This window comes from Diplocloster agilis, from assembly GCF_019042275.1.
In the GTDB taxonomy this organism is placed as follows: Bacteria; Bacillota; Clostridia; order Lachnospirales; family Lachnospiraceae; genus Diplocloster; species Diplocloster agilis.
This window is the reverse complement of the sequence record NZ_JAHQCW010000008.1, coordinates 1-14,848: the sequence shown is the minus strand read 5'-3', so window position 1 is coordinate 14,848 and position 14,848 is coordinate 1. Positions and strand designations below refer to the sequence as shown.

The following is a 14,848-nucleotide window of genomic DNA, read 5'->3' as shown; positions in this document are numbered from 1 at the left end:
TCCAACAACAGTCCCAAATGATACAAGTCTGATACAAACAAGATGCATACTTACCAATACCAGGAAAAGTACACCAGTGAGCGTGCACGAGTAAAAAAGCAAGACGAAAACATCAGGACATCAGGAGGCGGATACCAAATGATAAGAATATTAATCATAGAAGACGAAGAATACATAGCAGATTACATCAATCTGGCCCTGTCAAAAGCAGGCTACGATTGCGAATGTATACATGATGGCCAAGCCGCGGCCGATGCGATAGAACAAAAAAGATACGATCTGATTCTCCTGGATATCATGCTGCCGGAAATCAACGGATACGAGCTGATGGAATACATAAAAGAATTCCATACCCCGGTAATCTTCATCACTGCCAAAACACGTCTGGAAGACAAAGTAAAAGGACTGAAACTGGGAGCGGACGATTACATTACGAAACCATTCGAAATGGCGGAACTCACAGCCAGAGTGGAAAGCGTCCTGCGGCGTTATCACAAAGGGAAGAGCCGGATAACGATAGCCGATATGGAAATCGACATAGATTCCAGAACCGTCAAAAAAGCCGGACAGAAAGTAGAATTAACCATGAAGGAAATGGAACTTCTCCTCCTGTTCGTGCGCAATCGGAATATCGCTCTATACCGGGACCGGATATATGAGGAAGTCTGGGGCGGTGAATACGACGGGCAGAGCAGAACCGTAGACCTGCATGTACAAAGGCTGAAAAAGAAGCTCGGCCTGGAGACGTCCATTATTACCGTCAGGAAAATAGGCTATCGGCTGGAGGTGGATGAATGAGATTATGGCAGAAAATGTGCATCTGTTCCCTCTCTTTTTTTCTACTGGCTTTCTGGATTGCCGGAATTCTGATGATTGAAAATAACAAAAATACAGCATTCGAACAGGCGCTTCGCCAGTCGGCTGACGAACAGACCGGAATTTCATCGGGAATCTTGAGATATGTCATGCTCAACCGCGCCAAGGAATCCAGAATAGAGGGGGCGAGAGATAAGGACTATATCACGGAATATCTGGACAGCCGGATAAATTCAAGAGGCATCTATTTAGAGATCCGGGATGAGGATCAAATCATGTACAGCAATCTGGACGAGACGCTGCCGGCTGCCGGCGCCGGCAGAGAAGGCGGAAGCGGCGTTGCAGAGTATAGGATACAAGAATCTGGCTCCAGGCAATATTTAATTCTGACTAATCAGATACCTCTGAGAAACAGAAATTTAACGAATACCTATATACGGGATATCAGCGGTATTTACTCCGACCGGAAGAATCAATACTCTTATTTTCTGAAGCTTTGCGCGGTCATATCGGTGATTATGGCCGGAGGAATGTATTTTATGATCCGGCATTTGACGAAAACACTCCGCGTGCTGACAGAATCTGTGAAGAAGATCGGAAAGGGGAATTATAAAGAGAGAGTCCGTATTCACGCCAGGGATGAGGTGGCGGAGCTGGCCGGCAGCTATAATGAGATGGCGGATGCGGTCGAGAGAACAATCCTTGAATTAGAGAATAAGGCAAAGGAGCAGCAGCGTTTTCTGGATAATTTCACCCATGAGCTGCGCACGCCTTTGACGTCGGTGATCGGATACGCGGACTTGCTGCGCTCCGCTCCCGGCGGGGAAGAACAAACACAGGAGCTGGCGGACCGGATTTTCCGGGAGGGGAAGAGGATTGAGAAGCTGTCCCGGTTTATGATGGATCTGGTGTTTTTGGAACGGCACTCTTTTGAATTAATACCCTGTGATTTAAGAACTATCATGATGGAGGCTGCGGGAAGGTTTGAAGCAGCCGCGTTTGAAACGGAATTAAAATGTACGATGCCCGATTCCGACGCTGTTATATTGGGAGAACGGGAATTGCTCCTGATTCTTATTTCCAATCTGCTGGATAATGCCCAAAAAGCATCCGAGCATGGAGACAGCATTTATTTGCGGAGCCATACCGGGGAGAGCAGCGTGATTTTAGAGGTGGAAGATGAAGGAAAAGGTATTCCGGAAGAAGATAAAGCGAGAGTGTTCGAACGCTTTTATATGGCGGATAAGGTCAGAAACAGAAAGAACAGCGGGATAGGGCTTGGTCTGTCGATCTGCGCCGATATTGTTAAGATACATAAGGCCGGTATCGTTCTGGAGAGCAAAGAGGGGAAAGGCACTCTGGTCAAAATAATTTTTCCATGTTACAAACAGGATACAAACTGAACTTATCATAATAATTGTTACAAATAACAACAACATTAGTAAGGAGGTATTAGTTTTGCTCAAGAAAGGTTTGATTTTTGGAGAATTTATTATTGCGGCGGCTTTGGCTATGACATTGACAGGAGGCGGCAAACCGGCAGAGGCCGCTGCCAACCGCGACACGACGGGGCAGGTAATACAGCAGGAGTATCATACAGCTGCGGCGGATGACAATGCAGGACACGGTTTGGATGCGGAAGCTGAGCCCGAATTGGTCATTCATTCAGATTTTGTTTGCGAGAAGGATGATCCGAAGCTTATACAGGCGGCAGTGGAAGGATTCGAGAAGTATTTTGATGTAACCGTAGATCCGTCACAATTTGACGTTAATGTCTACGCTTTTGACCCTTTTGAAGATTTAGAAGGCAGCTATAGCGTTGACTTTAGCGTTCCGGAGAATTACGAACTTCTTCGGGCGGACGGCAGCATCGGGCCGGATGGTTTTCCGCTGCCGGAGATAAAGGAAAAAATGCGGCCTCAATTTTATGCGACGTTTACGAAGGATAAAGAAATAGACGGTCTGTATTTAAGCTATATGGGCTGGGAGGTATCAGAGGTTCCGCTGAATGTTGAGGAATCAAAAAGAGCTGCGGAAGAATTTCTGAAGTCCCACGAGATGATCGCAGACGGCAAACTTGATTTCATGGGCGCTACAATTATTGCGGATTCGAGAACGGTTTTGACCTATGGAAATGGAAAAGATGGGGCTGTTCAAGTGGCGGTTGACACTTATGCGGGAAAGGTGGAGCATTTTGAATATATGAGCAGAAAGCAGGCGGAGATCATTATAAAACCTATGGAGGAAGGCTCCGGATTGGGATGATGTTGTAATTCGTCTGATAGGAAAGCGCCGGCAGATTTCGGTAAACCGATCTCTGCCGGTGCTTTTTCTAGGTACTCAATACGAGGTAAGTTCAACGAGGAAAACGAGGCGGATTTTCTTTACAATAGAATGGGAGAAAAGTATAATGAATAAATAAACCGCCTAACAACCATCCAGGGAGAGGGAGAACATGTTCCAAATCACAGACAAACAATTCGGCGCCGATTCCTACGGCCCCCAACATCACTTCCACAACTGGCCCATGCTATACATCTTGGAAAACGGAAGAAAAGCCTACATAGGCGAATCCAACGACGTCACCACCCGTATGTCCCAGCATAAAAACACACGGGACAAAAAGATATTCAAAGACGTGCACTTCATCTATTCCGACGAATTCAACAAATCCGTGACTTTAGATTTCGAATCCCAGCTCATCCAGCTGATGGCCGCGGATGAAACGTTCATTCTGACCAACGACAACCGTGGAATTGCCAACAAAGATTATTATAATAAACAATACTACGACAATTATTTTCCGAACCTGTGGAACCAGCTCCGCGCCAAAAAACTGGTCCGAAAGAACATTGCTGAAATAAAAAACTCAGACCTTTTCAAATATTCCCCCTACAAAGAACTCACCGACGACCAGCGCACGGCTGTAGACGCCATATTCGACAGCCTTCAGAACAACTGCCGGCATCCGATCATCGTGCAGGGCATGCCCGGCAGCGGCAAGACCATAGTGGCGGTCTTCCTGTTCAAATACCTGCGGGACTATACAGACGAGCACGGAAATGCCCCTTACCGCCATAAAAAGATCGGCATCGTGATCCCCCAGACCTCTCTGCGGGCCACAATTAAAACCCTGTTCAGCCATATCGAAGGCCTGAAAGCGTCCGAAGTTTTAGGCCCGTCCGATGTGACAAAAGAAAGATACGACATCCTGCTGGTAGATGAGGCCCATCGTCTGCACCAGCGTAAAAATATCCCTAACATGGGCTCCCACGACGGTAATAACCAGAAATTAAATCTTCCGCAAAACGCTACGGAATTAGACTGGATATTCCACCAGACAGATTGTCCGATCCTTTTCTACGACAGCGATCAGGTGGTGGGCCCCTCCGGTATTAGCATGGAGCTTATGAGCCGCACGATGAATCAAAGATTCCGGAACAGAATGGTGACCTACCACACTCTGACCAGCCAGATGCGGGTCAAGGGCGGCAGCAATTACATTAAATACATAAAAGATCTTCTGCACAATAACCTGACGAAAAAGCAGTCCTTCCCGGGTTATGACTTGAAGATCGTAGACTCTTTTGCCGACTTCGAACAACTGCTGACAGAAAAGGAAAGCGCGGTCAACCTGTGCAGAATGGTTGCCGGTTACGCGTGGCCCTGGAAAAGCAAAAAAGATAAGTCCATAAAAGATATCAGGATTGAAAATTCCGAGCGCATGTGGAATAACCGTACCAAAAACTGGGTTCACAGTGAGACCGCCCTTGAGGAGGTAGGCTGCATCCATTCCATCCAGGGCTATGACCTGAACTATGCGTTTGTGATCCTGGGAAATGATATCAAATACGATCCCGAAAACAAAAAGGTGGTAATCGACAAATCAAATTACTTCGACAGAAACGGGAAAGCGACGGCTACGGAGGAAGAATTGGATACCTACATTAAGAATATCTATTACGTACTGCTGACCCGCGGTATACGGGGGACTTATCTCTACATCTGCGACCCGGCATTGAAGAAATACATGGAACAGTTCATAGATACATGGTCTTGAAAAATTCCCGGCAGAAGGACAAGGCTGAAAAAGTATCTTCAACTTAGAATATAATATAGCGATACGATAACCTGGAAAAATCTATTATTTTATTCGGAACAGAAGAAATATGTCCAAACGTTGGGAAACGTTTTCTTAAACATAAGAGCCATCTCTCTAAAATTAACAAAAAAGAAAGCATAATGCACAAAAATACTATAATAAATTCGTTAAAAATGCAAGAATTGGCGATGAAATCACATCCATATATTGACAATCGTTTTCAAGAATTATATAATAACAGCATCAGCTAAAGAGCTATGACATTCCGGAAAAACACGGCAGATCCGCTGTATTTGGAAGAGAAAAAGGATTATTTTCTGCGGAAAAATGTTAAAAAGTGTCATAAACCGCAAAAAATTGGGTCCGCCCGGGTTCAATTACCTAACCAGGCAAACAAAACAAGTGAAAATCCCAATATTTTTTTGCCCACGGTTGAAAACGTTTCCGAGCAAGTCTGACGCCCTGCCGCCGGACATCACATAGCCGAAGCTACATGAAAAATAGCAGCGTTCCATAAACCTTCGCAGACTATTTTTCATAGATTGCACAGAAACGGCCAAAAGCCAGCCGTCAAGTGCCCCTATTCAAAAGAAATAAGAAACAACCACGAAAAACCATTCAGGAGAAGGAGAACAAACGATGAAAAAGAAGAGTATGTGCCTATTACTTACCCTGGTCATGGCTGCCTCCATTTTGACAGGCTGCGGTGACAAAAAATCAGAAAGCACCCAGGCGGAAGCCGGAAGCAGCAGTAAAGACGCGGATACCACCCAGGCCGCGGACAACAGCAAAGAGGACATCACATTGGCATTCGTAGGCCCCCAGACCGGAGACAACGCGGAGTACGGTAAGAGCATGAAGACCGCAGCGCAGATCGCGGTAGACGAATGGAATGAAAAAGGCGGAGTCATCGGCAGAAAGATCAAACTGGTAGACTTTGACGATGCCAACTCCAGCGAGCAGGCCGCTTCCATAGCGGAAAAGATCGTAGGCGACAGCTCCATCAGCGCGGTACTCGGACATTTCTCAAGCGGTGTCGGAATGACGGCCGGAGAGGTTTATCAGGAATCCGGGATTGCGTTAATCAACGGTTCCGCCGCCCATATGGATTTCGCGAAAGTCGGCGACTGCATCTTCCGTAATAACGCCATCTACACCACGGACGCGAACACCATGCTTCAGATCATGGACTACCTGGGCGTTAAGAAGATCGGAACCATCAACCCGAACAATGACGCAGGCGTAGCCGTTACCACCGCAATCCAGGATATGCTGGAGCGCTACGGCGACCAGTACAGCGGAGAACTGGTACTGGCAGAGCTGTATGAAGACGGAACCGTTGACTTTACCGCTACGGTTGCCAAGTTCCAGCAGGCAGGCGTGGAAGCCATCTATTCTTCCGGCCCTTACTCCGCTACCGCACCGTTCATCCAGCAGTACAGAGAAAAAGACAAAGATGTAAAATTCGTTATGTCCGCAGCATGTTTCTCCCAGGAATTCATCGAACTGGCCGGTAAAGATGCCAACGGCGTAGTATTAGGAACCAGCTTCTTCTATGAAAGTGAAGACCCGGCTATCCAGTCCTTTGCCAAGAAATTCGAGGAAGCTTACGGCTCCAACCCCAGTACCTTCGCGGCTCAGGTATATGACGCCACCAACGCGATCCTGTACGCCATCGAAGCCGGAAACTCCGCCGAGAGAGCGGACATTGTGAAAAATCTTCCGAACACGGATTTCCAGGGTGTAACCGGAAAAATTACCTTCGATGAGGAAGGAAACTGTCTGAAAGAGCAGGTTCTTCTGGAGATCGAAGACGGAAAATATGTGGAAATCCCGGATGTATTGAAAAGCCAGGCAGACTGGGAAGCAGAGCACATCAAATAACCCGGTATGACAGCAGCTGTCCGGCGGCGCGGCATAGTGACCGCCGCCGGGCAGGGATTAAGTGAGATATGGAGGTGGCAGCTTGCTACTCGAACAGATTTTAAACGGTGTTATGCTGGGGATGGTATATGCGCTGATCGCGGTTGGTTATTCCCTGGTATTCGGTATTCTCAGACTTTTGAATATGGCGCACGGGTCGATCTTTGCATTCGGAGCGCATATGGCCCTGTTCGCGGTGGCCATGCAGTGGGGTATGCCGGCGGCATTTGTATTCTCGATTCTTATGACCGGTCTGCTGGGTATGGCGATGGACCGTGTGATCCTGGCGCCGCTTCGGGCGAAAAACGCGCCCAATATTACCTGCCTGATCTCCGTCATAGGCGTATCCTATATTATACAGAACATGTTAATGATTTGCTTTGACAGTACGAAAAAAACATTTCCCAAGCTTTTCGACTTCGGGAATGTGGAGATATTCGGCGTGACGCTGACTAGCGCGCAGATCATGATGTTTTTAATCGCTCTGGTATTCCTGGTCATCCTGACAATCATCGTGAACAAGACCAAGATCGGACTGGCTATGAGAGCTTCCAGAGAAAATTCAAAAGCCGCTAACTTAATGGGGATCGACGTGAAAAAGGTCGTGACCTTCACCTTCTTCTTAAGCGGTATGTGCGCGGCGGTAGCCGGCGTACTGGTATCCGGTTATTACCAGATGGTCTACTGTACCATGGGTACGGACGCGGGCCTCAAGGGTTTCTCGGCCGCGGTTCTGGGAGGAATCGGCGTGCTCTATGGCTCGGTCGTGGGCGGTATCGTCGTAGGTGTGGCGGAGGCCCTGGCCGTAGCGTTCTTAGGCGGAAGCTTCCGAAGCGCCATCGCCTATGTGGTGTTGTTCCTGGTACTGCTGATCCGCCCGTCGGGGCTGTTCGGCAAAGATAATATTGATAAAGTCTAAGGGAGGAAAGCTATGAAAATACTAGGTGAAATCTATGCGAAGTTTACGGATTTCCTGGATGCAAAGAAAAAAATAGTGATCCCGGTGCTTTATCTGGTCCTGATCTTAGTCCCGTTCTTATTCAAAAGCCAGTATTTCTTAAGGGTGCTGTGCCTGATCGGAATCTACGCGATTCTGACCATGAGCCTGAACCTGATCGCGGGCTATATGGGACAGACTTCCATGGGACATGCGGCGCTATATTGCCTGGGCGGATATTTCTCGGGCCTTTTGGGATCGAAACTGGGATGGCCCTTCTGGATCACATTAATTTTTGGAATTATCGGAGGAGCGATCGGCGGGCTGGTTTTGGGTATCGCTACGATGCGGCTCTCCGGTTCTTATCTGGCAGTTATCACGCTGGCTTTCGGCGAAGTGGTGGAAATGATTATCCTCAACTTCAACAGTGTTACCAACGGACCGCTGGGAGTGCGGAATATCCCGCGGCCAAGCCTGTTCGGCTGGGAATTCACCACCTCGAACGGAGGCTTCTACTGGCTGATGTTAGTTCTAGTTACCATAGCGGTACTGGTGAGCCTGGCAGTGTTAAAGTCCAAGTTCGGACGTGCGGTGATCGCCATCAAGGAAGATGAGCTGGCCGCGAAGCTGATGGGAGTCAATACGGCCAAATACCGGGTACAGACGATTATCCTGTCCGGGGCCATGGCAGGTATGGCCGGAGCGTTCTACGCGTCCATGAACCGCTATATCGACGCCAACTCCTTCAACTTTGATATCTCCATGACAATACTGTGTATCGTGATCTTCGGAGGCCTGGGTTCCATACCGGGTATGATCGTCGGCTCGATACTGCTGATCTCCTTCCCCGAGGTGCTGCGTGCGCTGGCGGATTACCGGTTCGTAGTATACGGACTGCTGTTGATCCTCATGATGCGCTTCCGGCCCCAGGGCCTTATGGGCGGCTTAAGCAAAAAGCCCTATAAGCTTCCGCGGGGAGTGACACTTCCGAAGGCGCTACAGGCCCGGAAGGAAGGCAGCAAAGGAAAGCAGGTGGGATAATGGCGTTGTTAAAGGTAAATGAGATTACAAAGGTTTTCGGCGGTCTGATTGCTGTAGAGGACGTCAGTTTTGAAGTGAATCAAGGGGAGATCGTCAGTATCATAGGCCCCAACGGCGCAGGTAAGACTACGATCTTTAACATGCTGACCGGCGTCTATAAGGTGAACAAGGGTACCGTCGAATTTGAGGGGAAAGAGATTCAGAACAAGGCGCCCCGGGAGATCGTCAAGGCCGGAATGGCCCGTACCTTCCAGAATATCCGTCTGTTTCCCACGATGCGGGTAATTGAAAACGTTCTGGTGGGGGATCACATTAACATACAGTATAATTTCCTGGATCTGCTCTTCCGAACGAAAAAATTCAGGAAAGCGGAAAAAGAGGCGGCCCAGAAAGCGATTGATCTGTTAGAGTCCCTGGAATTAGGGGATCAGATCAACAACTATGCGAAGAATCTTCCCTACGGAATGCAGAGAAAACTGGAGATCGCCCGGGCGATTGCCACCAACGCGAAGCTGATCATCCTGGATGAGCCGGCCGCGGGCATGAATCCTCAGGAATCAGAGGAGCTGATGAAATTTATTCTGAAACTCCGACAGAACGGGCACACCATACTGCTGATCGAACATGATATGAGCGTGGTTATGAACATTTCCGACCGGATCTACGTGATCGACCACGGCAGAAAGATCGCAGAAGGGCTTCCCGCAGAAATCGCAAGGGATGCGCAGGTAATCCGCGCTTATCTCGGGAGTGGAGGTGTAGAAAAAGATGCCGAACAAGATGCTTGAGATTCATGATATACATACGTATTACGGGAGTATCCACGCGCTCAAAGGCGTGAGCCTGGAAGTGCTCGAAGGCGAGATCGTAACGCTGATCGGCAGCAACGGGGCCGGGAAGAGTACCACGGTCAGCAGTATTACCGGCACTGCGCCCGCGTCCAGCGGCAGCATCATCTTCAACGGACAGGATATTACGAAGATGAAATCCTGCAACATCACCAGGCTTGGAATCGGCGTGTCTCCGGAAGGCCGTGAAGTATTCGGAGGCTTAAGCGTTCAGGATAACCTTCAGATCGGGGCTTTCACCCGCAAAAATAAAAAAGAGATCGCCGCTTCCTATGAGGAAGTGTATGATCTGTTCCCCAGGCTCAAGGAGAGAAGAAAACAGTCCGCCGGTACGCTCTCAGGCGGAGAACAACAGATGCTGGCTATCGGCAGGGCACTGATGAGCAAGCCGAAGCTGCTTCTGTTAGATGAGCCGTCCATGGGACTGGCGCCGAACCTGGTGGAAATGATATTTGAGTTAATTGTGAAGATTAATAAGACCGGCGTGACGATTCTTTTGATCGAACAGAACGCCAATATGGCCCTGCAGATCGCGGACAGAGGTTACGTGCTGGAGACAGGAAGGGTTACCTTAAGCGACTCCGCGAAAGCGCTGCAGACCAATGATGATGTACGGAAGGCTTATCTGGGTTCCGCATAACAGCGGCGGCATCACGGATTTGCATATAAATGAGGGAAGCGCCCGGAGGGCGTACCCGTATGCCTTGTAAAACAGGCAATCATAATGGAAAAAAAGGAGAATGAACCATGACAAACGAAGAAAGAGTACAGTACAACAAAAAGGATAACTATACATACGAAGAAGTGCGTAAGATGATCGAATCCGCGCTGGAAGACCGGGCCAGATATCTGGGATTTTTCTACAAAGTAATGCCCAGGGAACTTTTTGACCTGTACGCGAAAAAAGCGTTATATGCATACGGCGAGCACAAAGCGGCGTCCGGATGCGGAGCGGGCAGCGACGGCAATCCCAAAGGCATGGCGGAATTCCTGGTATCCTGCAACGGGGTTTCCAACACATTGGCGGTTGGAAACTGCATCTGCGACGAGACGGATGAGTACGCTACCGTACGTATGGCGGGCAAATGCGCTCTGGTACAGGGCTGGGAGAATATGGGACTTGAGCCTGAAGAAGTGGAATATCTGTGCGATATCGCCAGCTACGGGGACTATGGACATGCCAACGCGTTAGATCTGCAGGGAACCTGGTTATGCACCAGCGCCAAAAAAGGCTGCGAATACTGTGATTTCAAGATTGAAAAATTAAAAGAAAAAACAATTGTTTAGTTTCGGATAAAAAGAGTTTCTCTTCGTGACTCACCGCCTGCTGCGGAAGGGGTAAACTCCTTTCGCAGAGCGGATCGAAGAAATATGTGCACCGCTATTCCCAAACAGAAGAATATGCTATAATAGTATAATCGAGCCAAATCTTGGGAGAAGACTGGCTGCCCTGCACTTGATAAGGATAACGGATCTTAAGGAGAGATTGGGGAAAATGATGGAAATAGGGAGTACATACAAATGAGTGAAGTAGGAATCAAAGATGTGGCCAGACTGGCGAATGTCGGAATCGCGACAGTTTCAAGGGTGTTAAATAATTCGGCCGGAGTCAGCGACGAACTGAAGGAACGGGTGCTGGACGCGGCGCATCAGATCGGGTATACGACGAATCCCATTGCCCGTACGCTGAAGAATGCCAAGACCGATACGATTGCGCTGATCGTTACTTCCTTAAAAAGGAACTTCTATATTGATTTGATAAAAGGGGTCAGCGACGTCTGCAAGGAAAACAGCTACAGTGTCCACGTGCTGGAGAGCGAGGACAGCGTGGAGGAAGAGATGAAGATGGTAAAAACGTTGGTGCATCAATGGATCGACGGCATTATCCTGGTCCCTTCCGTATCCCGCGCGGATAAGAAAACCGAAGGTTATCTGAAGTCTTTAAGCAGGCTTAAGAAAAAGGATATCAATATCCCGGTGGTACAGCTGGAAGTCCCGTGCCTGAATCCGTATGTGGACAGCGTCGTGGTGGACCATGACGAGCTGGCCTATCAGGCGGTTATGCATTTGACGGAAATCGGAAGAAAACACATTGCCTATATATCCGTGCCGGAGAATTCCCCCATGGCGGAGCAGAGGCTGAACGGTTATAAGCGGGCGCTGCAAAAAGAGGGTCTGGAAATAGACGAAGAACTGATCATCTGCGGGCGCTTCGAGGTTCTGGAAGGATATCGCTGCATGAAGGAACTGCTGATGAAGCGCAAAGAGATCGACGCGGTGTTCGCGTCCAACGACCAGATGGCGGTGGGAGCGCTCTATGCCTGTAAGGAAGCGGGAATCCGGATTCCGGAGGACATCGCTTTGATCGGAAATGACTGTGTGGCCTTGTCCGCGGTGTCGTCTCCGGCGATTTCCACCATCAGTATGCCAAAATATGAATATGGCCGGGCGGCCGCCGAACTTTTGCTGGAACGTATACGGAATCCGAAGGGAGAAGCGGTGAAAGGAGAAGTATTACCCATACAGACGGAAGTCGTGATCCGCGAATCCACCTTGAAATCAGCTAAAAAAAGTCTGGGCACTATGATCATCGAGTAGGAGGCTAAGATGAAACAGATATCGATCGGTAATGGTGCCATGAACGCGTCCGAGCTGGCGCTTGGATGTATGAGAGACTGCCGGATTCCCTTTGAAGAAGCGGAAAGCCTGGTGTTGACGGCAGTAGAAGAAGGAATCAACTATTTTGACCACGCGGATGTATACGGTTTCGGGGACGCGGAACTGGTCTTCGGAAGAATCCTGGACAGGAATCCCGGCCTTAGAAACCGCATCCGTATACAATCGAAATGCACACTGATCCGGGATGCCGATAAGACCCTGTACCTGGATACCACGAAAAAGCATATTCTGGAGTCGGTAGACGGAAGCCTTCAGAGGCTTCACACAGATTATCTGGATACCTATATGCTGCATCACCCGGACACTTTGATCGAGCCGGAGGAAGTCGCGGAGGCTTTTGATATCCTGCAGGCCAGCGGTAAAGTGCGCTACTTCGGCGTCAGTAATTTTAAAATGATGGATCTTGCCTATCTGCAGTCCTGTCTGAAGCAGAAGCTTATCATCAATCAGATGCAGCTCAGCGTTGCTCACACGGAATTGATCGATTCCACGAATTCCATCAAACTCAACGAAAAAGACAATATTGACCGGAACGGTTCGGTTCTTACCTATATGCGGATGATGGGCATCACGGCGCAGGCATGGTCCCCGTTCCAGGTGGGCTTCTACGGCGGCGTCTTTATGGGTGATCCCAATTATCCTGCCCTGAATCAGGCGGTAGACCGCATGTGCGAGGAGAAGGGAGTATCCCCCTCTGCGCTGGCTATAGCCTGGATACTGCGGCATCCGGCAAAGATACAGCCGCTGATCGGGACTACGAACAAAGAGAGGCTTAAGGATATCTGCACGGCCAGCAATGTGGAGCTGAGCCGGGAAGAGTGGTATGAGCTCTATCGGGCCACACTGACCGATGAGGGCAGAGTACAGTTGGGGAATTCCAATCAGAAACCGGTTAAGTAAGAGCCGCAGTAAATGCGGCACTGGAGGAACGCGCAGAGCGCATACCTGAATATAGCCGCAGCAAGTGCGGCACTGGAGGAAATTATGAAACAGGGAATTTATCATGGGTGTATTGAAATATTGGAAACGGAACTGATTCCGGCGCTTGGGTGCACGGAGCCTATAGCCATAGCCTATGCGTCGGCGAAAGCCAGGGAAGTATTGGGCGATTTCCCTGAGAAGATCACCGTCTCCAGCAGCGGTAATATCGTAAAAAATGTAAAGGGCGTGGTCGTACCTGCCACCGGAGGCCTGAAGGGGATCGAGGCGGCGGCTATTATAGGGGCCGTGGGAGGCGACTCTTCCCTGGAACTGGAAGTGTTGAGCAAGGTAACGGAAGAACACAGAAGGCGTACCAAAGAGCTGATGGAGGAGGGGATCTGTACCGCCGCGCTGCTGAACTCCACGGCGAAGCTGCATATTGTCGTGGAAATGCAAAAAGGGGACCAGATCTCGAAAGTGGAAGTGATCCACACCCACACCGGTATCGTGCGTATTGAAAAAAATGGGGAAGTCCTGCTGGATGTGCCTCACGACGAGGAAGAGATGGAAGCGGAAGTGGAGATGGATTTCCTGAATATTCCGGCCATCTACGAGTTCGCCCGGAATGTGCGGATCGAAGATGTAAAACCGATCCTGAAACGTCAGATAGAATATAACACCACGATTGCGGAATATGGATTAAAACATACCTACGGAGCCAATGTGGGCGCGATGCTGATAAAGATGTACGGAGATAATGTCAGCGCTCTGGCCAAAGCAATGCCGGCCGCGGGGTCCGACGCCAGGATGGGCGGATGCGAACTGCCGGTGGTGATCAATTCGGGAAGCGGAAACCAGGGGATGACCGTCTCGCTGCCGGTTATCGTCTATGCCAGAGAATTAAAAGCCACGGAAGAACAGCTGTACCGCGCCCTGTGCATCAGCAATCTGACCGCTGTGTACCAGAAAAAGGAGATCGGAAGGCTTTCCGCCTACTGCGGAGCAGTAAGCGCCGGGGCGGGAGCGGGAGCCGGGATCGCCTACCTGCTGGGAGGCGGTGTGGAAGAGATCGGCGCGGTGGTTACAAATACATTAGCTAATGTGGCAGGAATCGTGTGCGACGGGGCGAAGGCTTCCTGCGCCGCTAAGATCGCGTCCAGCGTGGAAGCGGCTCTGATGGCGATCAACCTTACGTTTGGTGGCCGGACGTTCAGTCCGGGGGAAGGAATTGTGAAGGAAGATGTGAACGATACGGTGGAGGGCGTCGCGATGATTGCCCGGGAGGGCATGAGAATCACGGATGAAGTGATTCTGGATGTGATGATTAATTCCTAAGACCGTTAGTTTGGCGCTGCTGCCGCACGAATTTAGTGTTCATCCTGGGGGCTTCGTATGCCGCTGCTTAGGGCTTGGAACCGCGGGCGGTATCCGGGAATGGTATCCGGGGACGCTCCGGGCGGCCGGGTTCTTTTGTATCTCCCTGGGAGCGCGGAGGGCTTGCGCTGGCACCCGCTAAGTGAAATCGAAAAGCCGGGTTCAGGAACCGAGCCTATTCACCAGGAACACGTGATGTGTTCCCGG

14 protein-coding genes are annotated in these 14,848 nt (G+C 49.7%); all 14 read left to right on the top strand.

Annotation, left to right across the window (positions count from 1 at the left end; genetic code table 11):
- Window positions 1-138: 138 nt before the first annotated feature.
- On the top strand, window positions 139-798 hold the full coding sequence (locus KTH89_RS06670) for a response regulator transcription factor (RefSeq protein WP_158343754.1): 660 nt from the start codon (window positions 139-141) through the stop codon (window positions 796-798).
- Window positions 795-2,219, top strand: coding sequence for a sensor histidine kinase (locus KTH89_RS06665; RefSeq protein ID WP_238721130.1), 1,425 nt, complete (start codon window positions 795-797; stop codon window positions 2,217-2,219). The genes KTH89_RS06670 and KTH89_RS06665 overlap by 4 nt, the downstream gene beginning before the upstream one ends.
- A 55-nt stretch (window positions 2,220-2,274) precedes the next feature.
- The gene (locus KTH89_RS06660) at window positions 2,275-3,081 is read left to right on the top strand and encodes a hypothetical protein (RefSeq protein ID WP_238721129.1); all 807 of its coding nucleotides are present in this window, start codon (window positions 2,275-2,277) and stop codon (window positions 3,079-3,081) included.
- 190 nt (window positions 3,082-3,271) lie between these two features.
- Window positions 3,272-4,876 carry a DNA/RNA helicase domain-containing protein gene (locus KTH89_RS06655; RefSeq protein ID WP_238721128.1) on the top strand — a complete coding sequence of 535 codons (1,605 nt, stop codon included), beginning with the start codon at window positions 3,272-3,274 and terminating at the stop codon, window positions 4,874-4,876.
- Between the two features lie 681 nt (window positions 4,877-5,557).
- Window positions 5,558-6,802 (top strand): ABC transporter substrate-binding protein, encoded by a 1,245-nt coding sequence (locus KTH89_RS06650; RefSeq protein WP_158343761.1) that lies wholly within the window; start codon window positions 5,558-5,560, stop codon window positions 6,800-6,802.
- Window positions 6,803-6,884: 82 nt separating this feature from the next.
- Window positions 6,885-7,760 carry a branched-chain amino acid ABC transporter permease gene (locus KTH89_RS06645; protein WP_158343763.1) on the top strand — a complete coding sequence of 292 codons (876 nt, stop codon included), beginning with the start codon at window positions 6,885-6,887 and terminating at the stop codon, window positions 7,758-7,760.
- A 12-nt stretch (window positions 7,761-7,772) separates the two neighbouring features.
- Window positions 7,773-8,819, top strand: coding sequence for a branched-chain amino acid ABC transporter permease (locus tag KTH89_RS06640; protein WP_158343765.1), 1,047 nt, complete (start codon window positions 7,773-7,775; stop codon window positions 8,817-8,819).
- Window positions 8,819-9,607, top strand: coding sequence for an ABC transporter ATP-binding protein (locus KTH89_RS06635; RefSeq protein ID WP_238721127.1), 789 nt, complete (start codon window positions 8,819-8,821; stop codon window positions 9,605-9,607). The genes KTH89_RS06640 and KTH89_RS06635 overlap by 1 nt, the downstream gene beginning before the upstream one ends.
- A complete protein-coding gene (locus KTH89_RS06630) occupies window positions 9,600-10,307 on the top strand; it encodes an ABC transporter ATP-binding protein (RefSeq protein WP_238721218.1) in 708 nt (235 codons plus the stop codon). Before KTH89_RS06635 ends, KTH89_RS06630 begins: the two co-directional genes overlap by 8 nt.
- Window positions 10,308-10,414: 107 nt before the next feature.
- A complete protein-coding gene (locus KTH89_RS06625; protein ID WP_158343772.1) occupies window positions 10,415-10,954 on the top strand; it encodes an L-2-amino-thiazoline-4-carboxylic acid hydrolase in 540 nt (179 codons plus the stop codon).
- 234 nt (window positions 10,955-11,188) lie between these two features.
- A complete protein-coding gene (locus KTH89_RS06620) occupies window positions 11,189-12,265 on the top strand; it encodes a LacI family DNA-binding transcriptional regulator (RefSeq protein ID WP_158343774.1) in 1,077 nt (358 codons plus the stop codon).
- A 9-nt stretch (window positions 12,266-12,274) separates the two neighbouring features.
- Window positions 12,275-13,246 (top strand): aldo/keto reductase, encoded by a 972-nt coding sequence (locus KTH89_RS06615; RefSeq protein ID WP_238721126.1) that lies wholly within the window; start codon window positions 12,275-12,277, stop codon window positions 13,244-13,246.
- 81 nt (window positions 13,247-13,327) lie between these two features.
- Window positions 13,328-14,602 (top strand): L-cysteine desulfidase family protein, encoded by a 1,275-nt coding sequence (locus KTH89_RS06610; RefSeq protein WP_408639958.1) that lies wholly within the window; start codon window positions 13,328-13,330, stop codon window positions 14,600-14,602.
- Between the two features lie 57 nt (window positions 14,603-14,659).
- Window positions 14,660-14,848, top strand: a 189-nt coding sequence (locus KTH89_RS06605) for a hypothetical protein (protein WP_238721124.1), incomplete at its 3' end; no start/stop codon positions are given.